This window comes from Pseudomonas sp. NPDC087639 (assembly GCF_044743385.1).
Taxonomy (GTDB): domain Bacteria; phylum Pseudomonadota; class Gammaproteobacteria; order Pseudomonadales; family Pseudomonadaceae; genus Aquipseudomonas.
In genome coordinates, this window is record NZ_JBIUWI010000073.1 from 1 (window position 1) to 21,527 (window position 21,527).

General features: G+C 59.3%; 17 protein-coding genes. 12 read left to right on the plus strand and 5 right to left on the minus strand.

What is annotated here, in order from left to right:
• The 8 genes from betB to yccS all read left to right on the plus strand — a co-directional run.
• A partial coding sequence (gene betB, locus ACIOVB_RS23295; protein WP_401271782.1) for a betaine-aldehyde dehydrogenase occupies nucleotides 1-1,201 on the plus strand: 1,201 nt, incomplete at its 5' end.
• Nucleotides 1,202-1,390: 189 nt separating this feature from the next.
• Nucleotides 1,391-3,094, plus strand: a complete 1,704-nt coding sequence (gene betA, locus ACIOVB_RS23300; RefSeq protein ID WP_187679681.1) for a choline dehydrogenase — start codon at nucleotides 1,391-1,393, stop codon at nucleotides 3,092-3,094.
• A 283-nt stretch (nucleotides 3,095-3,377) separates the two neighbouring features.
• Nucleotides 3,378-4,820, plus strand: coding sequence for a TldD/PmbA family protein (locus tag ACIOVB_RS23305; RefSeq protein ID WP_401271783.1), 1,443 nt, complete (start codon nucleotides 3,378-3,380; stop codon nucleotides 4,818-4,820).
• A complete protein-coding gene (locus ACIOVB_RS23310) occupies nucleotides 4,820-6,157 on the plus strand; it encodes a TldD/PmbA family protein (protein WP_401271784.1) in 1,338 nt (445 codons plus the stop codon). Before ACIOVB_RS23305 ends, ACIOVB_RS23310 begins: the two co-directional genes overlap by 1 nt.
• A gap of 199 nt (nucleotides 6,158-6,356) precedes the next feature.
• A complete protein-coding gene (mdtD, locus tag ACIOVB_RS23315) occupies nucleotides 6,357-7,784 on the plus strand; it encodes a multidrug transporter subunit MdtD (RefSeq protein ID WP_401271785.1) in 1,428 nt (475 codons plus the stop codon).
• Nucleotides 7,785-7,864: 80 nt separating this feature from the next.
• Entirely contained in the window at nucleotides 7,865-9,250 is a 1,386-nt protein-coding gene (gene dbpA / locus ACIOVB_RS23320) for an ATP-dependent RNA helicase DbpA (RefSeq protein ID WP_187679685.1), read from the plus strand.
• A 153-nt stretch (nucleotides 9,251-9,403) separates the two neighbouring features.
• Nucleotides 9,404-10,582, plus strand: coding sequence for an NAD(P)/FAD-dependent oxidoreductase (locus tag ACIOVB_RS23325; protein ID WP_187679686.1), 1,179 nt, complete (start codon nucleotides 9,404-9,406; stop codon nucleotides 10,580-10,582).
• Between the two features lie 300 nt (nucleotides 10,583-10,882).
• The gene (gene yccS, locus ACIOVB_RS23330; RefSeq protein WP_401271786.1) at nucleotides 10,883-13,066 is read left to right on the plus strand and encodes a YccS family putative transporter; all 2,184 of its coding nucleotides are present in this window, start codon (nucleotides 10,883-10,885) and stop codon (nucleotides 13,064-13,066) included.
• Between the two features lie 16 nt (nucleotides 13,067-13,082).
• Here yccS and ACIOVB_RS23335 read toward each other — a convergent pair whose 3' ends face one another.
• Nucleotides 13,083-13,820 carry a substrate-binding periplasmic protein gene (locus ACIOVB_RS23335; protein WP_401271787.1) on the minus strand — a complete coding sequence of 246 codons (738 nt, stop codon included), beginning with the start codon at nucleotides 13,818-13,820 and terminating at the stop codon, nucleotides 13,083-13,085.
• Between the two features lie 255 nt (nucleotides 13,821-14,075).
• On the opposite strand from ACIOVB_RS23335, the gene ACIOVB_RS23340 reads away from it, so the two are divergent.
• Nucleotides 14,076-14,528, plus strand: coding sequence for a GNAT family N-acetyltransferase (locus ACIOVB_RS23340; RefSeq protein WP_401271788.1), 453 nt, complete (start codon nucleotides 14,076-14,078; stop codon nucleotides 14,526-14,528).
• A 97-nt stretch (nucleotides 14,529-14,625) separates the two neighbouring features.
• Here the strand turns inward: ACIOVB_RS23340 and ACIOVB_RS23345 are convergent, their stop codons facing one another.
• From ACIOVB_RS23345 to ACIOVB_RS23355, 3 genes are read right to left on the minus strand one after another with little or no spacing between them, the layout of a single operon-like run.
• A complete protein-coding gene (locus tag ACIOVB_RS23345) occupies nucleotides 14,626-14,922 on the minus strand; it encodes a helix-turn-helix domain-containing protein (RefSeq protein ID WP_007913779.1) in 297 nt (98 codons plus the stop codon).
• Nucleotides 14,923-14,948: 26 nt separating this feature from the next.
• On the minus strand, nucleotides 14,949-15,440 hold the full coding sequence (locus ACIOVB_RS23350) for a M48 family metallopeptidase (protein ID WP_401271789.1): 492 nt from the start codon (nucleotides 15,438-15,440) through the stop codon (nucleotides 14,949-14,951).
• A gap of 44 nt (nucleotides 15,441-15,484) precedes the next feature.
• The gene (locus ACIOVB_RS23355; protein WP_401271790.1) at nucleotides 15,485-17,608 is read right to left on the minus strand and encodes a putative bifunctional diguanylate cyclase/phosphodiesterase; all 2,124 of its coding nucleotides are present in this window, start codon (nucleotides 17,606-17,608) and stop codon (nucleotides 15,485-15,487) included.
• A 321-nt stretch (nucleotides 17,609-17,929) separates the two neighbouring features.
• Between ACIOVB_RS23355 and ACIOVB_RS23360 the strand changes: the two genes are divergently transcribed.
• From ACIOVB_RS23360 to ACIOVB_RS23370, 3 genes are all read left to right on the plus strand, one after another.
• The gene (locus tag ACIOVB_RS23360; protein WP_187679692.1) at nucleotides 17,930-18,598 is read left to right on the plus strand and encodes a polysaccharide lyase family 7 protein; all 669 of its coding nucleotides are present in this window, start codon (nucleotides 17,930-17,932) and stop codon (nucleotides 18,596-18,598) included.
• A gap of 360 nt (nucleotides 18,599-18,958) precedes the next feature.
• Entirely contained in the window at nucleotides 18,959-19,321 is a 363-nt protein-coding gene (locus tag ACIOVB_RS23365; protein ID WP_401271791.1) for a DUF6124 family protein, read from the plus strand.
• A gap of 699 nt (nucleotides 19,322-20,020) precedes the next feature.
• Nucleotides 20,021-20,383 (plus strand): hypothetical protein, encoded by a 363-nt coding sequence (locus ACIOVB_RS23370; RefSeq protein ID WP_401271792.1) that lies wholly within the window; start codon nucleotides 20,021-20,023, stop codon nucleotides 20,381-20,383.
• Nucleotides 20,384-20,450: 67 nt separating this feature from the next.
• Here the strand turns inward: ACIOVB_RS23370 and fba are convergent, their stop codons facing one another.
• A complete protein-coding gene (fba, locus tag ACIOVB_RS23375; RefSeq protein WP_003177554.1) occupies nucleotides 20,451-21,515 on the minus strand; it encodes a class II fructose-bisphosphate aldolase in 1,065 nt (354 codons plus the stop codon).
• Nucleotides 21,516-21,527: the final 12 nt, after the last annotated feature.

Consider the following 21,527-nt stretch of genomic DNA (forward strand, 5'->3'; position numbering starts at 1 on the left):
TCTGGACACCGGTAAAGCCTTCTCCGAAACCAAGTACGTCGACATCGTCACCGGCGCTGACGTGCTGGAATACTACGCAGGCCTGGTACCCGCCATCGAAGGTGAGCAGATCCCGCTGCGTGACACCGCTTTCGTCTACACCCGTCGCGAGCCGCTGGGCGTGGTTGCCGGTATCGGCGCGTGGAACTACCCGATCCAGATCGCGCTGTGGAAATCCGCTCCAGCCCTGGCGGCCGGTAACGCGATGATCTTCAAGCCAAGCGAAGTCACCTCGCTGACCACCCTGAAACTGGCCGAGATCTACACCGAAGCCGGCGTACCGAATGGCGTGTTCAACGTGCTGACCGGCAGCGGCCGTGAAGTCGGCACCTGGCTGACCGAGCACCCGCGCATCGAGAAGATCTCGTTCACTGGCGGCACCGACACCGGCAAGAAAGTAATGGCCAGCGCTTCGGCTTCGTCGCTCAAAGACGTGACCATGGAACTGGGCGGCAAATCCCCGCTGATCATCTTCGACGACGCCGACCTCGATCGCGCTGCCGACACCGCGATGATGGCCAACTTCTACAGCTCCGGTCAGGTTTGCACCAACGGTACTCGCGTATTCGTGCCTAGCCACCTGAAAGCTGCTTTCGAAGCCAAGATCGTTGAGCGCGTTGCACGCATCCGCGTCGGCAACCCGGAAGACGAAAACACCAACTTCGGCCCACTGGTCAGCTTCCCGCACATGGAAAGCGTGCTGGGTTACATCGCCAAGGGTAAAGAAGAAGGTGCCCGTGTCCTGTGTGGCGGCGAGCGTCTGACCGACGGCGAATTCGCCAAAGGCGCATTCGTTGCTCCGACCGTGTTCACCGATTGCACCGACGACATGACCATCGTCCGTGAAGAAATCTTTGGCCCGGTCATGGCGATCCTCTCCTACGAAACCGAAGAAGAAGTGATCCGCCGCGCCAACGACACCGACTTCGGCCTGGCCGCCGGTATCGTCACTAAAGACCTGAACCGCGCTCACCGCGTGATTCATCAACTGGAAGCCGGTATCTGCTGGATCAACGCCTGGGGCGAGTCCGACGCAAAAATGCCGGTGGGCGGTTACAAGCAGTCGGGCGTGGGTCGTGAGAACGGCATCAGCTCGCTGAACAACTTCACTCGCATCAAATCGGTACAGGTCGAGCTGGGCGATTACGTCTCGGTGTTCTGATTGTGGCGAGGGGATTTATCCCCGATGGGCTGCGAAGCAGCCCCCTTCCAGACCCTGCAGTTCTCCAGATAGATCTCAATCGCTGATTTCAGGACTGCTGCGCAGCCCATCGGGGATAAATCCCCTCACCACAGGCTTTGCAGGGTCCCGGCGATCTTGACCTGACCAACTTCAAAGAGGGTGCATTCAATGTCCCAAGAATTCGATTACATCATCATCGGTGCCGGCTCGGCCGGTAACACCCTGGCGACCCGTCTGACTGAAGACGAAGGCGTCACCGTTCTGCTGCTCGAAGCAGGCGGCCCGGACTACCGTTTAGACTTCCGCACGCAAATGCCGGCTGCCCTGGCGTTCCCGCTGCAAGGCCGTCGCTACAACTGGGCCTACGAAACCGATCCAGAGCCACACATGGACGGTCGCCGGATGGAATGCGGTCGCGGCAAAGGCCTCGGCGGTTCCTCGCTGATCAACGGCATGTGCTACATCCGCGGCAACGCGATGGACTACGACGGTTGGGCGAAACTGCCAGGCCTGGAAAACTGGTCGTACCTCGACTGCCTGCCGTACTTCCGCAAAGCCGAAACCCGCGACATCGGCCCGAACGACTACCACGGTGGCGAAGGCCCGGTCAGCGTGACCACGCCGAAGGCGGGTAACAACCCGCTGTTCCACGCCATGGTTGAAGCTGGCGTACAAGCCGGCTACCCGCGCACCGAAGACTTGAACGGTTACCAGCAGGAAGGTTTCGGCCCGATGGACCGCACCGTGACGCCGAATGGCCGTCGTGCTTCCACCGCCCGTGGTTACCTCGACACCGCTAAAAAGCGTTCGACTCTGACCATCGTCACCCACGCCCTGACCGACAAGATCCTGTTCGAAGGCAAGCGTGCGGTCGGCGTGCGCTACCTGGTCGGTGATGCTGAAGAACGCGTTGAAGTCAAAGCGCGTAAAGAAGTGTTGCTGTGCTCCGGCGCCATCGCTTCGCCGCAGGTTCTGCAGCGTTCCGGCGTAGGCCCGGCGAAACTGCTGGAAAGCCTCGACATTCCGGTCGTCCACGATCTGCCGGGCGTCGGTGAAAACCTGCAGGATCACCTTGAGCTGTACCTGCAATACGCTTGCACCCAACCGGTTTCGCTGTACCCGTCGCTGCTCTGGTACAACCAGCCAGCCATCGGTGCCGAATGGCTGTTCAACGGCACCGGCATCGGCGCCAGCAACCAGTTCGAGGCCGGCGGTTTCATCCGTTCGCGTCCGGAATTCGAATGGCCGAACATCCAGTACCACTTCCTGCCGGTGGCGATTAACTACAACGGCAGCAACGGGGTGAAAGAGCACGGCTTCCAGGCGCACATGGGTTCCATGCGTTCGCCAAGCCGTGGTCGCATCCAGGTCAAATCCAAGGATCCGCGTCAGCATCCGAGCATCCTGTTCAACTACATGGCCACCGAGCAGGACTGGCAGGAATTCCGCGACGGCATCCGCCTGACCCGTGAAATCATGCAACAGCCTGCACTGGACGCCTTCCGTGGCCGCGAAATCAGCCCGGGCATCGACGTGCAAACTGATGAACAGCTGGACAAGTTCATTCGTGAGCACGCCGAAACCGCGTTCCACCCGTCCTGCTCGTGCAAGATGGGCACCGACGAGATGGCTGTGGTCGATGGCGAAGGTCGTGTGCACGGCATGCAAGGCCTGCGTGTGGTCGATGCGTCGATCATGCCGATCATCACAACCGGCAACCTGAACGCGCCGACGATCATGATGGCCGAGAAAATCGCCGACAAGATCCGTGGCCGCCAGCCGCTGCCGCGTAGCACCGCTGCTTACTACGTTGCGGGCGATGCGCCAGTGAAGGGCAAACCGATGCGTGATATCACGCCTGTTGCTCAGTAAGACGTAATACCGAGGCGCGGCCTTCGCGAGCAGGCTCGCTCCCACAGTAGATCTCCAGTGAACACAAAATGTGTGAGCGCTCAGGATTTAATGTGGGAGCGAGCCTGCTCGCGAAGGGGCCCTCACATTCAGCACAAATCCCTCTTCTTCAAGTAAATCCTCCTACACCCCCTCTTCACTTGATCCTACCCCCACGCAGGCCTACTCTAGACCTCGCGCGACCGCTTCCCCCCTCCCCGCCGAATCGCAATGCCCCGCTACTCCATAACAAGGAGGTTCCCGAATGTTCGATTTCCACCCCCAGCTCAAGCAGCGCTTCGCTGCCTTGCGCACGGGCGCTGAATTCTTTTCCCTGCGGTATGTACGCGAGTCCGGCCAGTACCTGTCGGTGCGCAAGAACGTTGCCGAACCGCCGAGCCTGAGCCGCGACGAAGGGGCGATGCTCACGGTGCGGGTCAACGGTGTCGAGGCCTACGCGGCCACCAACGACCTCTCGCAACAAGGCCTGCAAGCCGCCCTCGAGCGCGCCGAACAGCAGGCCCGGGCGCTCAAGCCCCACGCCTTGCTCGACCTGCGCGATCAGCCGGTTTCGAGCGACCGCGCCGATTACTTTTCACCCAATCTTGACCAACCCTTCCCGTCCCTGAGCGAATGCTTTGAGCTGCTCGGCGCCGAATCCGCCTCGGTGCCAAAGGATGAGCGCCTGGTGAATTGGGAAGTGAGCATCGGCATCACCCACGTCGAGCAGATCTACCTGAGCAGCGCCGGCGCCGAACTGCGCCAGGCCCAGCGCTTCGTCTACCCGAGCCTCGACGTCACCGCCTACGACGGCAACGACAGCCAGACCCGCAGCCTCGGCCGTGAGAACTTCGGCCAGCAGGGCGGCGCGGATGTGATCAGCCGCTGCGGCCTGATCGGCGCCGGCCCGCAAGTCGCCGATCAGGCCTTGCAACTGCTGCTCGCACCGAACACCCCGCAAGGCCCGCGCGACCTGCTGCTGATGCCCGACCAGATGATGCTGCAGATCCACGAGTCCATCGGCCACCCGCTGGAACTCGACCGCATCCTCGGCGATGAACGCAATTACGCAGGCACCAGTTTCGTCAAAGCCAGCGACTTCGGCAGCCTGCAATACGGCTCGAAACTGCTCAACGTGACGTTCGATCCGGGTATTCCCGAAGAACTCGCCAGCTACGGCCATGACGACGACGGCACCAAGGCCAGCAAACAATTCCTGATTCGCGAAGGCCTGTTACTGCGGCCATTGGGCGGTGCACTGTCGCAGTTCCGTGCAGGGCTCGACGGCGTCGCCAACAGCCGCGCCTGCGGCTGGAACCGCCCGCCGATCGACCGCATGGCCAACCTCAACATCGAGCCGGGCGACCAGCCACTTGAGCAGATGATCAAGGGGATCGAGCACGGCATTTTGATGAGCACCAACCGTTCGTGGTCGATTGACGATGCGCGCAACAAATTCCAGTTCGGCTGTGAATGGGGTCAGTTGATCGAAAACGGCGAACTCAAAGGCGTGGTGAAAAACCCCAACTACCGGGCGATTTCCGCGCACTTCTGGAAGAGCCTGCGCGCTGTCGGCGATGCCAACACCGTCAAGGTGCTGGGCACGCCAAACTGCGGCAAAGGCGAACCGAACCAGGTAATCCGCGTCGGCCACGCTTCACCGGCCTGCGTATTCAGCAACGTTGATGTATTTGGGGGAGACGCCTGATGAGTATTTCGAAGAGTCAGTCCGACGCCTTCAAGGTCATGGTCAATTGGCTGCGCGACAGCGTGCGCGAGCCCGAGCAGTTCACCCTCAGCTACGCCGCCGAATCCTCGGCATTCGTGCGTTTCAACCACGCCAAGGTGCGGCAGGCCGGGCAAGTGCAGCAAGCCGAGGTTGGCCTGAAACTGATCAACGACGGCCGCCACGCCGACCTGCACATCACCCTGTCCGGTGATCAGGAAGCCGACCTGCAACGCCTTGCCGAAGGCCTGCAACAACTGCGCGAAACCCTGCCGCTGCTGCCGCAGGATCCGTATCTGTTGCTCAACCACAACGGCTGGCAGAGCAAGAACATCCAGGAACATCCGCTGCCTGACACCGAGCAGGTCGTGGCAGAAATCTGCGCTGCTGCTGAAGGTCTGGATCTGGTCGGCTTCTATGCGGCCGGCCCGATCAGCCGTGGCTTCGCCAGCTCTGCGGGTGCATTTGGCTGGCATCAGGCCAACAGCTTCAATTTCGACTTCAGCCTGTTCCATGAAAATGGCGAAGCGGTGAAGGCGAGCTACGCCGGGCACGAATGGAGCCGCGAAGGCTTCGCCAAGCGTTTCCAGCAGGCCCGCGAGCAGCTTGAGTTTCTCGGTCGCCCGCTGCGCACACTGGCACCGGGGCAGTACCGCGCTTACCTGGCACCCGCCGCACTGGAAGAAATCATGGGCATGTTGTGCTGGGGTGGTTTCTCGGCACAGTCGATTGCCAGCAAAAGCAGCCCGCTGCAAAAGCTGTATGCCGGCGATCAGACATTCAGCCCACTGGTGTCGCTGGATGAGAAAGTCAGCGGTTCACTGAGCCCGGCGTTTTCCGGGGAGGGTTATCCGCGCAGCGATCTGCGGCTGATCATCGAAGGCAAGGCCGGCGAGCAACTGGTCGGGTCGCGCAGTGCCGCCGAATACGGCTTGACCGCCAACGGCGCCGGCGGCGGTGAAGCACCGAGTGCGTTGAATATGGCGGCCGGTGATCTGTCGCAAGCGGAGATACTCAAGCAGTTGGGCACCGGGCTGTACATCAGCAATTTGTGGTACCTGAACTTCTCGGATCAACCGGCGGCGCGCCTCACCGGCATGACTCGCTTCGCAACCTTCTGGGTCGAGAACGGCGAGATTCAGGCGCCGGTCAGCACCATGCGTTTTGATGACAGCGCTTACAACCTGCTCGGTTCGCAGCTGGAAGCGCTGACCGCCGAGCGCGAGATGTTGTTGTCGGCGAGCACGTATAGCCAGCGCAATACTTCGTCGGCGCTATTGCCGGGCGCGCTGGTGAGCCGATTGACGCTAACGCTGTAAACATAAATCCCCGGCACACCGGGGATCAAATGTTGGAATGAGCTTTGTGGCGAGGGGATTTATCCCCGATGGACTGCGCAGCAGGCCCCCGCATTTGATTTTAAAAGCGGGGGCCGCTACGCGCCCCATCGGGGATAAATCCCCTCACCACAGGGTTTCATTTCAGAACAAGAATTCGGATTAACCCACAAGAGGTTCCATGCCCAACCGCCCGCCTCTCGACGCCATCACCGCACGCTGGTTGCCGTGGGTCGTCGCCATCGCGTTCTTCATGCAGTCCCTCGACGGGACCATCCTCAACACCGCCCTGCCGGCCATGGCCCGGGATCTGGCCGAAGACCCGTTACGCATGCAAGGCGTGGTCATCGCCTACATGCTCACCGTGGCGTTGCTGATTCCCGCTTCCGGCTGGATCGCCGACCGCTTCGGCACCAAGAAAATCTTCTTCGGCGCGATCCTGCTGTTCAGCCTCGGCTCGCTGCTCTGCGCGCTGTCGAGCAGCTTGAGCATGCTGGTCGGGGCCCGGGTGATTCAGGGCCTGGGCGGTGCGCTGATGCTGCCGGTCGGGCGACTGGTGGTGCTGCGTGCCTATCCGCGATCCGAACTGGTGCGGATCATGGGCTTCATCACCATTCCCGGCCTGCTCGGCCCACTGATCGGCCCGACCATGGGCGGCTGGATGGTGGAGTACCTGACGTGGCACTGGATCTTCCTGATCAACCTGCCGGTGGGCGTGATCGGTTGTTACGCGGTATGGAAATTCATTCCCGATCTGCGCGGCACTGAGCGCACGCGTTTCGACAGTCTCGGCTTCCTGCTGTTTGGTGCGGCGATGATCCTCATCACCATCGCCATGGAAGGCCTCGGCGAACTGCACCTGCCGCACTTGCGGGTGATGTTGCTGCTGTTCGGCGGCATGGCGTGTCTCGCGGCGTACTGGCTGCGCGCCGGGCATATCGAAAATCCATTGTTCGCGCCATCGCTGTTCAAGACCCGCACCTTTGCCGTCGGCATTCTCGGCAACCTGTTCGCCCGTCTGGGCAGCGGCGCTCTGCCGTTTCTGGTGCCGTTGCTGCTGCAAGTGGCGCTGGGTTATTCACCGTCGCAAGCCGGGATGAGCATGCTGCCGCTGGCCGCTGCGGCGATGATCGCCAAGTGGGTGGCGCGGCCGCTGATTGAACGCCTCGGTTATCGCATCGTTCTCACCGGCAACACGCTGGCGCTGGGGATCATGCTGGCGAGCATGGGCCTGGTCAGCGAGCAGACGCCGTACTGGTTGCTCTTGTGCCTGCTGGCGGTGCTCGGCGCGATCAACTCGCTGCAATTCACCGCGATGAACACCGTGACCCTGATCGACCTCGATGACGCCAGCGCCAGTAGCGGCAACAGTCTGCTGTCGGTGGTCGCGCAGTTGTCGTTGAGTCTCGGTGTGGCGTGCGCCGGTGCATTGCTCGGCGGTTTTACGGCGGAGATCGGCAACGATGGCGTGGAAACCGTGCTGGGTGCGTTCCAGTTGACCTTTGTGACGGTCGGAATCATGGCGATGCTCGCCGCGACGATCTTCTCGCAACTGTCGAAAGAAGATGGCCGGCGCGCCAAACGTCCGGAAGAGCACATCGAACATTAATCACTGTTCGTCCAGAACTTTCGAGGAAAGTGGCACGGGGCTGCTACACTGCGCGACATTTTGTTTTGCAGGCCAGTCCCGTGACCACCATCGCCACCGCTTTTAATACTCTGCCGCTGTCCGCCGCCATGCTGGCTAACCTCGAATCCCTCGGTTATGCCCAAATGACGCCGATCCAGGCGCAGAGCTTGCCGGTGATCCTCAAGGGGATGGACCTGATCGCCCAGGCCAAAACCGGCAGCGGCAAAACCGCTGCATTCGGCATCGGCCTGCTCAACCCGATCAACCCGCGCTACTTCGGTTGCCAGGCGCTGGTGATCTGCCCGACCCGTGAGCTGGCCGACCAGGTCGCCAAGGAAGTCCGTCGTCTGGCCCGCGCCGAAGACAACATCAAAGTCCTGACCCTGTGCGGCGGCGTGTCGTTCGGCCCGCAGATCGCTTCGCTGGAACACGGCGCACACATCATCGTCGGCACCCCGGGACGCATTCAGCAGCATCTGCGCAAGGGTTCGCTGGTACTTGATGGCCTGAACACGCTGATCCTCGACGAAGCCGACCGCATGCTCGACATGGGTTTCTACGACGCCATCGAAGACATCATCGTCAAAACCCCAGAGCGTCGTCAGACCCTGCTGTTCTCCGCCACTTACCCGGTGGGCATCAAGCAACTGGCCTCGAAATTCATGCGTGACCCGCAAACGGTCAAGGCCGAAGCGTTCCACGATGACACGCAGATCGAGCAGCGTTTCTACGAGATTTCCCCGGAAGACCGTATGAGCGTGGTGACCAAAGTCCTGCACCACTTCCGTCCGGCCTCCTGCGTGGCGTTCTGTTTCACCAAGCAGCAGGTGCAGGAAACCGTCGACCACCTGACCGCCAAGGGCATTTCCGCCGTCGGCTTGCACGGCGATCTGGAACAGCGTGACCGCGATCAGGTGCTGGCAATGTTCGCCAACCGCAGTACTTCAGTGCTGGTCGCCACCGATGTTGCGGCCCGTGGTCTGGACATCGATGCACTGGACATGGTGATCAACGTCGAACTGGCCCGCGACTCGGAAATCCACATTCACCGCGTTGGCCGTACCGGTCGTGCCGGCGAGAAAGGCATTGCGATCAGCCTCGTTGCACCGGGCGAAGCGCACCGCGCGCAGGCCATCGAGCAACTGCAGAAATCCCCGCTGAACTGGGATCAGGTCGACAACCTCAAGTCCCAGGGCCTCGCCCCGTTGCAGCCGCCGATGACCACCCTGTGCATCGGCGCTGGCCGTAAAGACAAAGTGCGTCCGGGCGACATCCTCGGTGCTCTGACTGGCGACGCCGGCATTCCCGGCGCTCAGGTCGGCAAGATCGCAATCTTCGATTTCCAGGCCTACGTGGCCGTTGAACGCACCGTGGCCATGCAAGCCTTGCAGCGTTTGAACGACGGCAAGATCAAGGGCCGTTCGTTGCGCGTGCGTATCTTGTAAACAATCTTCCATCCAAAGGAGATCCCCTGTGGGAGCGAGCCTGCTCGCGAATGCAATCTGTCAGTCGACATCAGTGTTGAATGACACACCGCTTTCGCGAGCAGGCTCGCTCCCACAGTTTGTTTTGTAGCGATCCACCAAGAGGACACCGTTTTGCGCTCTACCGAAGTCGTGATCATTGGCGCTGGCGCCGCTGGATTGATGTGTGCACTGACCGCCGCCGGGCGTGGCCGTCAGGTACTGCTGCTCGACCATGCGAACAAGGCCGGCAAGAAAATCCTGATGTCGGGCGGTGGTCGCTGCAATTTCACCAACATGTACACCGAACCAAGCAATTTCCTTTCGCAAAACCCGCACTTCTGCAAATCCGCACTGGCGCGCTACACCCAGTGGGATTTCATCGGCATGGTCGGCAAGCACGCCGTGCCGTATCACGAGAAAAAACTCGGCCAATTGTTTTGCGATAACAAGTCCAGCGACATCCTCGGCATGCTGCTGGACGAGTGCGATCAGGTCGGCGTCGAACTGCACCTCGACACCTCGATCCAGACCATCGAAAAAATCGAGAGCGGTTACCTGCTCGACACCACCCTCGGCCAGATCCAGTGCCAGTCGCTGGTGATCGCCACCGGCGGTCTGTCGATCCCCACGCTAGGCGCCACCGGTTTCGGTTATCAGGTAGCCAAACAGTTCGGCCACGAACTGCTGCCGACCCGCGCAGGCCTGGTGCCGTTCACCATCACCGATCAGCTCAAGGACTTGTGCACGGAGCTGTCCGGCACTTCCGTGGATTGTCTGGTGAGCTGCAACGACCAGAGTTTTCGCGAGAACATCCTGTTCACCCATCGTGGGCTCAGTGGGCCGGCGATCTTGCAGATCTCGTCGTTCTGGGAATCCGGCGACACGGTGGAGATAAATCTGCTGCCGGATCACGACGCGGCTACATGGCTGCAACAGCAAGTGGCCGAACGCCCGAACAGCGAACTGAAAACACTGCTCGGTGAAATCTTCACCAAGAAGATGGCCAATCTGCTGGCGGACAACTGGTTCGTCTCCAAACCGATGAAGCAATACACCCATGCCGAGCTGGCGGAAATCGCCGACAAGCTAGGGAGCTGGAAAGTCGTTCCGGCCGGCACCGAAGGTTATCGCACCGCCGAAGTTACGCTGGGTGGTGTCGATACTCGCGAAGTCTCCTCCAAGACCATGGAATCGCTGAAAAGCCCTGGCCTGTACTTCATCGGCGAGGTGCTCGACGTCACCGGCCATCTGGGCGGCTTCAACTTCCAGTGGGCCTGGGCCTCGGGTTACGCGGCTGCGCAGTACGTCTGATCCAAACCCAATGCAAAACCCTGTGGGAGCGAGCTTTTGTGGTGAGGGGATTTATCCCCGATTGGGGTGTGCAGCACCCCCAAAAAGCCTGAATGCGGTCCGTCTGACAAACTGAGGTGACAGATTTGGGGGCGCTGCGCACCCCATCGGGGATAAATCCCCTCGCCACAGTTTCAATACAGGCCTTCAATGCCCATCAATCAAGGAACAATTTTTGCTGTCAGATGTGATCGGCGCCATTGCGTCGGCGTCATTACTGGCTCAATTTAGCGGCATCGCCTCGGAAGGCCTTCGCACTTCATGCCCTCTACCTCGTTTCGTCAGTCTTTGCGGCGCCTGTGGGCGCTGGATAAATTCAGCTATAGCGTGCGGGTGTTCATCGCCCTGACCGGCAGCATGGCGCTGTGTTGGTATCAGGATGAAATGGGGCTGCTGATCCCGTTGTTCCTGGGGATTATCGCCAGCGCCCTGGCCGAGACCGACGACAGTTGGCAGGGCCGCCTCAACGCACTCGCCGTGACGCTGGTGTGTTTCAGCATCGCCGCGCTGTCGGTGGAATTACTCTTCCCCTACCCCATCGTGTTTGCCGTCGCTCTGGCACTGGCCAGTTTCGGCCTGACCATGCTCGGTGCGCTCGGTGAGCGTTATGGTGCGATCGCGTCGGCGACCTTGATTCTCTCCGTGTACACGATGATCGGCGTCGATCAGCGCGGTGGCGCGGTGATCGATTTCTGGCATGAACCGATGCTGCTGGTGGCGGGCGCCGCTTGGTACGGCTTGCTCTCGGTGCTGTGGCAGGCGATGTTTTCCAATCAGCCGGTGCAGCAGAGTCTGGCGCGGTTATTCCGTGAACTCGGGTTCTACCTGAAGCTGAAATCCTCGCTGTTCGAGCCGATCCGGCAGATGGACGTCGAAGCCCGGCGCCTGGAACTGGCCCAGCAAAATGGCCGCGTGGTCGCTGCACTGAACAGCGCCAAGGAAATCATCCTGCACCGGGTCGGCAACGGTCGCCCCGGCTCGAAAGTCAGCCGTTACCTGAAGCTGTACTTCCTCGCCCAGGACATTCACGAACGCGCCAGCTCTTCGCACTATCCGTACAACGCGCTGGCCGAAGCGTTCTTCCACAGCGACGTGCTGTTCCGCTGCCAGCGCCTGCTGCGCCAGCAAGGCAAGGCCTGCCGGGCGCTGGCCGAATCGATCCAGATGCGCCAGCCGTTCGTCTACGACGCCAGTTTCGCCGAAGCCCTGAGCGACCTCGACGCCTCCCTCGAACACCTGCGCATCCAGAGCAATCCGGCCTGGCGCGGCCTGCTGCGGTCACTGCGCGCACTGGCGGCCAACCTCGGCACCCTCGACCGTCTGCTCAGCGATGCGAGCAACCCCGATGCCTTGGCCGACGCCACCGACAGCAGCCTGCTCGACCGCTCGCCACGCAATCTGAAAGACGTGTGGATTCGCCTGCGCACACAACTGACGCCGACTTCGCTGCTGTTCCGCCACGCCCTGCGTTTGCCGCTGGCGTTGAGTATCGGCTACGGCATGGTGCATTTGATTCACCCGTCGCAAGGCTACTGGATCATCCTCACCACGCTGTTCGTCTGCCAGCCGAACTACGGCGCGACGCGACGCAAACTCGGTCAGCGGATTTTCGGTACGGCCATCGGCCTGACCGTGGCGTGGGCCTTGTTCGATCTGTTCCCGAGCCCGCTGGTGCAGTCGTGCTTCGCCATCGCCGCCGGGGTGGTGTTCTTTACCAACCGCACCACCCGCTACACCCTGGCGACGGCAGCGATCACCATCATGGTGTTGTTCTGCTTCAATCAGGTCGGCGATGGTTACGGACTGTTCCTGCCACGGCTGTTCGATACCCTGCTCGGCAGCCTGATCGCCGGCCTGACGGTGTTCCTGTTCCTGCCGGACTGGCAGGGTCGACGCCTGAACAAAGTGCTGGCCAACACCCTGACCTGCAACAGCATCTACCTGCGCCAGATCATGCAGCAATACGCCGCCGGCAAGAGCGACGACCTCGCTTATCGCCTGGCCCGGCGCAACGCGCACAACGCCGATGCGGCGCTGTCGACGACGCTGGCGAACATGCTGATGGAGCCGGGGCATTTCCGGAAGGAAGCGGATGTCGGCTTCCGCTTTCTGGTGCTGTCGCACACCTTGCTCAGTTATCTGTCAGGGCTGGGCGCGCATCGCGAGACTCAGTTGCCGGCCGATGTGCGCGAACATTTGATTGACGGTGCCGGCGTGAAACTGGCGGCGAGCATCGATGAAATCGCCCAAGGGCTGGCGAGCAAGCAGCCGGTGGCGATTCAGAGTGATGAAGAAGAAGCGCTGGCCAATGAGCTGGAGCAGATGCCGGATGAGATTGATGAGGGGCAGCGGTTGGTACAGACGCAACTGGCACTGATCTGCCGGCAGCTTGGGCCGTTGCGCACGCTGGCGGCGCACCTTATCAAAGACACTGCCGAGGTTTGAGGTGGCCGGACTGGCCTCACATCCCATGCTGCCTCAGCAATTTGTCATAACTGCCATCCGCCTTCATCGCCTCAATCGCCTTATCAAACCCCGCGACAATCTGCTCATGCTGCGGATTCTTCAGGCTCACCAAGATATGCAGGCTGTTCTCGCTCAACGGCTTGGGCAAAAACTCCACGGCACTGCGCACTTTCGGTGATTCCCGTGCCAGGTAATGCCGCGCGACATATTCATCTTCCAGCGTCAGCTTGACCCGATCCGCCGCGAGCATACGCACCGCCATCGCAAAGTTATGCACAGGGACTTTCTGCAACGCGGTATCGGCATCGAACGGCGGCGAGTAGGCGTAACCGCGTACCACGGCAATCGGATAAGTGTGCAGTTGCTGCAAGTTGTTGTATTCGAGCGGCGTGTCTTTGCGCTTGAGGAAGCGGATGCGATTAACCAGATACTCACCGGAAAATTGCCCGAATTTCGTGCGCTCATCGTTGTACCAGGCGTTGACCAGCACATCGTAGCGTCCCTCACCGACACCCAGCAGCGCCCGCGCCCATGGCACTTGCTCATAGTCGCTGGCATAACCGGCCCGAGCCAGCGCAGTGCTGACAATGTCGGTGGCCAGACCGCCGTTGACCAGCGTGTCGTCAGTAAAGGGCGGCCAGATATCAAACACCAGCCGCAGCTTTTCGGCTGCAGCGGCTTGGGCCAGCAAGAGCAATCCGATCAAAGCAAAAGCTCGATGCAGTCGCGGCATGCTTGAAAATCCTTAGCGGGCGGCACGCCCGGCGTGTTTCCAGTCAAAACCCCAAGGCCCCGTACCGGCAAAACCCAGGCCCTAACATTAGCTCATTGCAGCCAGTGCACAGGGCTCCCCAGCAGATTACACAAAGAAGTCACCGGTGCGAGAAAGGAATGATGGCATTTTGACCTTTGTCACAGACTCTTACGCCATACAGACATCTTTCGCGCCTGCGCTTAGTATCGGGCGACACGTTCAAGGAATCGGAAAATGACAATCGAATGGGTCTGCAAACATCACAGCGACTTGGGCAAAGAACAGCTCTACGCCCTTTTGAAGCTGCGCTCGGAAGTGTTCGTGGTCGAACAGAAATGCGCCTATCCGGACCTCGACGGCCAGGACCTGGACGGCGACACCTACCACCTGATGGGTTGGGAGGATGACCAGTTGATGGCGTATCTGCGCCTGCTGGACCCGGAGTCCCAGGGCGGCGACGTGGTCATCGGCCGCGTGATCACCGCGCCACAAGGACGGGGCAAAGGGCTGGGGCACGAGATGATGGAGCAGGCGCTGAAACAGGCCGAGAAACACTGGCCGCAGGTGCCAATCTATCTGTCGGCGCAGGCGCATTTGCAGGGGTATTACGGCAAGTACGGGTTTGTGGCGGCGGGTGAGGAATATCTGGAGGATGACATTCCACATATCGGGATGCGGCGCGCTTAAGGGCCTTTTCGCGAGCAGGCTCGCTCCCACATTTGGAATGCATTTTCCTGTGGGAGCGAGCCTGCTCGCTATGGCGTCAGCCCAATCAACTCAGGACTCAGGGATATTCCAGCACTGCCTTGATCTGCCGCAAATTCCTCTCGATCCACCCCCGATCAATCGCCCCCCACTCGCGAATCCGATAACGCCCGGCATGGTTGCGAGCGCCCTCTTCCTGTTCGAACTCACAGACGATATCCAGATCCGCCAGCGCGGCAATCGTGTCCTGCGCCGTGCGCCGGGGCATGCCGGTGACTTCGGTCAGCGTCGGCACACTCGGAGCCAGACCGCTGTCGATCAGGTAAGCCACATACAAGCGGCGATAGAAACTGCTTTTGGTCTTGCTTACGTCCATCCACACCTTCCTGGTTGCGACTGTTGTTATTGCATGTCCCGCCACGTCAGATACACCCGCAGATCAAACTCGACCTGGTGATACCCCGGCAGCATGTGCTCACACAATTTATAAAACGCCTTGTTGTGATCCGACTCTTTGAAGTGCGCCAGCTCATGCACGACGATCATTTTCAGAAAGTCCGGCGCGGCGTCCTTGAACAGCGAGGCGATACGAATCTCTTTCTTGGCCTTGAGCTTGCCGCCCTGCACGCGTGAAACCGTGGTGTGCAGACCAAGGGCGCGGTGGGTCAGGTCGAGGCGGTTGTCGAACAGCACTTTGTCGATGGCCGGAGCATTACGCAGGTATTCCTGCTTCAGATCCAGCGCGTAGCTGTACAACGCCTTGTCGCTCTGCACGTCATGCCGCCCCGAGTAACGTTGATCCAGGTATTCACCCAGACGCCCGTCGGCGATCAGTTGGCGCACCTGATCCTGCAATGGCGCGGGATAGGCCTGGAGGTACTTCAACACAGTCATGGACGGGCGACACGGTTCGAAAAAGGTGCGCCAGTGTAGCGAATTCAACCGGGCAACGCGCTCCAGTCAAACGGCTCGGCGAAGCTGGCAGCATCCTCGGCGATCAATGGACGCGCGACGAGGAAGCCTTGCACATATTCGCAGCCGTGAGCTTGCAGCCATTGGTATTGCTCGATGGTCTCGACACCCTCGGCAATCACCAGCAAACCGTACTGCTTGCACAGACTGATGACTGTGCTCACCAGTGAAGCGTCCCGCGACGAATCAGGCAATCGGGCGATGAGGTGCCGGTCGAGCTTGAGCGTGTCCAGTTCCAGATCGCGCAGATGCGCCAGTGAACAAGGCCCGGAGCCGAAGTCATCCAGCGCCACACGCACCCCGAGATTGCGCAACAGGCGCAGCTGTTTGCGGGTTTCGTCAGGGTTTTGCATCAAGGCTTCTTCGGTCACCTCGACCTCCAGTTGCCGTGGCTGCAAAGAATGCCGCTCCATGACCTGGCGTAACTCGGTGACCAGATTCGGCAGGCTGAACTGGGTGTTGCTCAAACTCACGCCGAGCACCAGATCTTCGGCAAACAGGGTTTCCCAGGCTTTGCGCTGCCCGGCGCCGCGATGATAAATCCAGCTGCCGAGGCGACTGATCAGCCGCGCCTCTTCCAGCAATGGCAAAAACAGACCCGGCGGCACATCACCCACGCTCGGGTGCTGCCAGCGCAACAACGCCTCAAAGCCACGAATCTGGCCGCTGTCGATGGCCACCTGCGGTTGATAGACCAGGTTGAAATCACGGTTTTCGATGGCGGCGCGCACGCTCTCTTCCAGCATCAGACGCGAACGCGCCCGACCGTTCATTTCATGATCGTAAAAGCGATATTGCTGACGCCCGGCACGCTTGGCTTCGTACATGGCAATGTCAGAGGCGCGCAGCAGACCGTCGAGGTTCGATCCGCAATCAGGGTATGTCGCGATACCGATACTGGCGCCCAGCGCGATATCCAGCCCTTCGATTTGCTGACAGATCGACACTCGCTCGATGAGTTTCTCGGCAATCTTCGCCGCCTGCTCGGGAAACTCCAGATCCAGCAGCGCGGTAAATTCATCACCACCCATGCGCGCCAGAATATCGAACGGCCGCAGACACGCCTTCAACTGCTCGGACACCCAGCGCAACACACGGTCGCCAGCATCATGGCCGAGGGAGTCGTTGACCCGTTTGAAGCCGTCCAGATCCAGATACAGCAGCACCCAACTGCTGTCGCTGCGCTCACCGCGCAACAGCAGGTTCTCAACGGTCTGGTAGAAACCGCGACGGTTGAGTAAACCGGTCAGCGGATCGGTGACGGCCTGAAATTCCAGTTGCTGATGCAGATGGCGCACCACCGACATGTCCAGCACCGTGACCACCATCGCCTGTTGTTCGGAAGGTAAAGGCGCACAGGACAGCGCCACCGGCACCTGCTGACCCGGCGCGGTGCGCAGCAGCGCATCGTGCAGCCGCAGGGTTTCGCCGCGCTGATAGCTTGTACGGAATTCGGAATCGGCCCACACGGGAATGTGCGGTTTCTGCAGGTAATCGAGAAACTCCTTACCGTCCAACTCCTTCACCGGCGCATTGAGCAACCGTGAGATCGCCGGATTAGCAAAGCGAATCAAGCCGTCCTCGCCCAAAACCAGAATGCCCTCGGCGGCGTTATCCAGCACCGAAGCATTGAAGGCCCGGGCGGATTCCAGATCCCGGCTCAGGCGCTGCAAGGCCCGGCGATTGCGCTGATGCTCAAGCAACGCCTGCACTTTGGGCTTGAGAATCTGCGGATCGAACGGTTTGAACAGGTAATCCACCGCGCCACTGGCGTAGCCCTTGATCACGGCGTCCTGGGATTGTTCGTTAGCGGTCAGGAAGATGATCGGCGTAAGCCGCGTACGTTGACTGCCGCGCATCAGTCGCGCGACTTCAAAGCCGTCCATGCCCGGCATCTGCACGTCCAGCAGCACCAGATCGACGTCGTGTTCGAGGAGGATATTCAGCGCCTCGAAACCGGAGGCGGCGGTCAGCACGTGCCAATCCTGACGCTGCAGCAACGCGCGCATGCTGATCAGGTTTTCAGGGTAATCATCAACGATCAAAAGGACAGAGTTGCCTTCACCTGGCTGGGGTTGCGCGCATTCCATGCTGCTTCTCTTATCGGGACCACAGGCGGTTTTCCGGTTAAAACCGTACACATACTGAGCCATCACTCTAGTCGCGGATCGACAAAAGCAGTAGCTGTCATCAGGCCATCATTTAACCAATGGCAGGTTTAGCCGACTAACGGTCACTCCTGTAGCCCGCTAAAACCGGGATAGATGGCATTTCGACAGGATGTTGACGTCAATCGTCCGCCGGACGGCGGTTAACAAAAAATCCCTCTACGCTTATAAAGGCCGCCCCAAAACGCGCGGGCTAGAGCTTCTGGCACGCGCGTGCAGCGAAAATTGAGTGGAAGAACCGACATGATCGATCTCGCAACCTGGAACCTCAGCGTTCCCGTTGGCAGCCCGCCATACACCGTCGAAACCTCCAAACTGGTGAAAGGCTTCAAGGATCAGTACTTCCATTCCGACACCGGCACCCTGTTCTTCTGGTCACCGGTGACCGGGTCAAAAACCGAAAACGCCATCTACCCCCGCACCGAACTGCGCGAAACCTATAGCAACGGCACCCTGCGCAATTGGTACTACCCCGACGCCGACAACCTGCTGCGCGCGACCCTCACGGTCAACAAAGTGCCGAGCTCCGGCAAAATCGTCATCGGCCAGATCCACGCCTATGAAAGCCAGAAGCCGATGCTCAAACTCGAATACCAGTACAAGACCAAAACCGAAACCGGCAACCTGGTGATCAAAGTTCGCATGCATCCCGATGACGACGAAAGCCGCGTCATCACCCTCGCCACCGGGGTCAAACTCGATCGCGAATTCAACTACCTCATCCACTTAAGCCCCGGCGGCGCACTGGGCGTAAGTGCGGCGGGTTATCAGTGGGATTCGCAGATCAGCGCGACGTGGCGCAACAAGCCGTTGTATTTCAAGGCTGGGGTTTATGTGCAGGACAATACGGGGTACACGAGTGAGGGTGGGCAGGTGACGTTTAGCAAACTCGATATCGATCACGACAAATAATCCCCGCATTTAAACGGCGTTGTTTAGATCGGTCGGCGGTTACTTCCGGATGCCTACAACAGCTTGCGTCGTTGCCTACGGGTACGCCAGAATCCGCCGGCTTGTGCGCCTGGAGGGCCATCGGTAACTTGATTCGCGTCACTGATTTCCAGTGACCGGGTTTAGTAGCCCGTGGTTTCAAGCTTGGTGCACAAGCATCTGTCAGTCAGGGATTTCGATTCCTGCGCTTGATGGTAGCTGTGCGCAGGGCACCTTCGGGTGCGCCGGCTTGCTCGAAACCCCGGTCTACTAACCTGCGTACAGTTGCCTCCACTTTGATTAGTAGCCAGAGAGGGGGCACTCCAATAAGGTTTCGAGCAAATGACTAAATCAACGCCTCATCCGCCGGTCACCGACCCGGCATCCCCTTACGAATCCCCCAACTCAAAAAGATTCCACGACGCCGCCGAGCGCGCCCTCGACCACTACCTCAACCCCGCCGCAGCCATCATGGCCAGCACTCACGAACCCGAGGCCATGTACCTCGCCAACCCGAAGTACAACACCGAATCCCTGCTGGCCAACGCCAGCGAAACCCTGAGTTCAGCCAGCGAAATGCTCAACAACTTCGCTGCGATGCTCGACACCTCGCACCGCAAGACTGCGCTGGGCATCGCGCAGGTGGTCATGCTCGGTGAACTGGCGGTGAATCAGGCGCTGGATCATGTTGAGTTGAAGGAGTAGTCACCCAAAAAGAACCCGCATTTATGCGGGTTCTCTGATGACAGGCTTACTTGCTGTCTTTCGGAAGTTTAACAGGTGCCGGACCTCTGGATTTGATCAGGTTTTCGGGTTGCGGTTTCGGATCAACTGGAAGAGTGCCGGGTGCCGCGCCTTTTGGTGTTACATCCTTAGTAGCCATCGCTGTGTACTCCATCACAAGGTGAAGTTTCATTTTGTGAGCATCACCAATGGCCGTCCACTGTCAGATCTGACAGTTCGTAATACTCATTTGAAATAATCCCGACATCGATTAGTCCCAAAAGCTCAGAAGCTCGATGCATAGGATGCTTCAATAGCCATCCACAAAAAAACCGCCTCTCGGCGGGTTTCTTGAATAAGCGGGTTAGCGCTCAGGCTTAGTTAATCCTGAATTTCAAATCAGCATTCACACTTTCGCAATAACCGTGACTGAATCATGACGAAATAAATTTATCCCTTTCACGCTTCCTGCTTAGTTACTTTTTCCAGCCATTTTGACCAGCCCACACAATATGCTTATTTCTTTTTAACGGGCCACTCATCGCAAAAATATCTCTACACCTGTCAACTCTGACAGGTGACGAATTACATGCTGCCTCATAACCTCAGGATCGAAACATCAGAAAAACGGATGGAAAAATAACCCATTCACTGCTCATCAAAAAATAAAGGAGAAATACCATGGGCCAGATCAACCCGAATGGTACTTATAGAGGTCGCGTATACGATGCCGGCGAGAGCCATGAAGCCACACTTAAAATAACTTCTTCAGATCCACAGACGGGCAACATAAGCCAAGGCAGCATGGAGTATTACGGGCTTAGCTTCAAAGTTAATGGAAGTTTCACGTATGAAAATTTAACGGATGAATCCGCTGTATCCTTTAATCTTCGAGCAGAAGCAGGGAGCCCTGAACACAACGTGTTCAGCATCAGTTTGAGATCGCCTGACAGAAACCATTCCAAGTTAGACGGAACCGTTCGGGTTGATCGCGGCGGCCCGAATGTAGGTAAAACTTACAACATCACCTTTACAAAAAGCTGAGATCTTCTATCAAACGCAAAAAACCCGTCTAACGACGGGTTTTTATTACCGCTGAAACAGTGAGCAATCAGTTAACCTTAGCGTTCAACTCACCCTTCAAATAACGCTGGTACATCGCTTCCAACGAGATCGGTTTGATCTTCGAAGCATTACCGGCAGTGCCGAACGCTTCATAACGAGCGATACAAACATCGCGCATCGCAGTCACGGTCGCGCCGAAGAATTTACGTGGGTCGAATTCGCTCGGGTTGGTGGCCATCAGGCGACGCATGGCGCCGGTGGATGCCAGACGCAGGTCGGTATCGATGTTGACCTTGCGCACGCCGTACTTGATGCCTTCGACGATTTCTTCAACCGGCACGCCGTAGGTTTCTTTGATGTCGCCGCCGTACTGGTTGATGATCGCCAGCCACTCTTGTGGAACCGAAGAGGAACCGTGCATCACCAGGTGGGTGTTGGGGATGCGTTTGTGGATTTCCTTGATGCGGTCGATGGCCAACACGTCGCCGGTAGGCGGCTTGGTGAACTTGTAGGCGCCGTGGCTGGTGCCGATGGCAATGGCCAGGGCATCAACTTGAGTCTTCTTGACGAAGTCAGCGGCTTCTTCCGGGTCGGTCAGCATTTGGCTGTGATCCAGAACGCCTTCAGCGCCGATGCCGTCTTCTTCACCGGCCATGCCGGTTTCCAGCGAACCCAGGCAACCCAGTTCGCCCTCTACCGATACGCCGCAAGCGTGAGCCATGGCCACGGTTTGCTGAGTAACGCGCACGTTGTACTCGTAATCGGTCGGGGTCTTGCCGTCTTCGCCGAGGGAACCGTCCATCATCACCGAGCTGAAGCCCAGTTGGATCGAGCGCTGGCAGACGTCAGGGCTGGTGCCGTGGTCTTGATGCATGCACACCGGGATGTGCGGGAACTCTTCGATCGCGGCCAGGATCAGGTGACGCAGGAATGGCGCGCCGGCGTATTTGCGAGCGCCGGCCGAAGCCTGGACGATCACCGGGGAGTCAGTCTTGTCAGCGGCTTCCATGATGGCGCGCATCTGCTCAAGGTTGTTGACGTTGAAAGCTGGAACGCCGTAGCCGAATTCGGCTGCGTGGTCCAACATCTGGCGCATGCTGATAAGTGCCATTGTGTGTGTCTC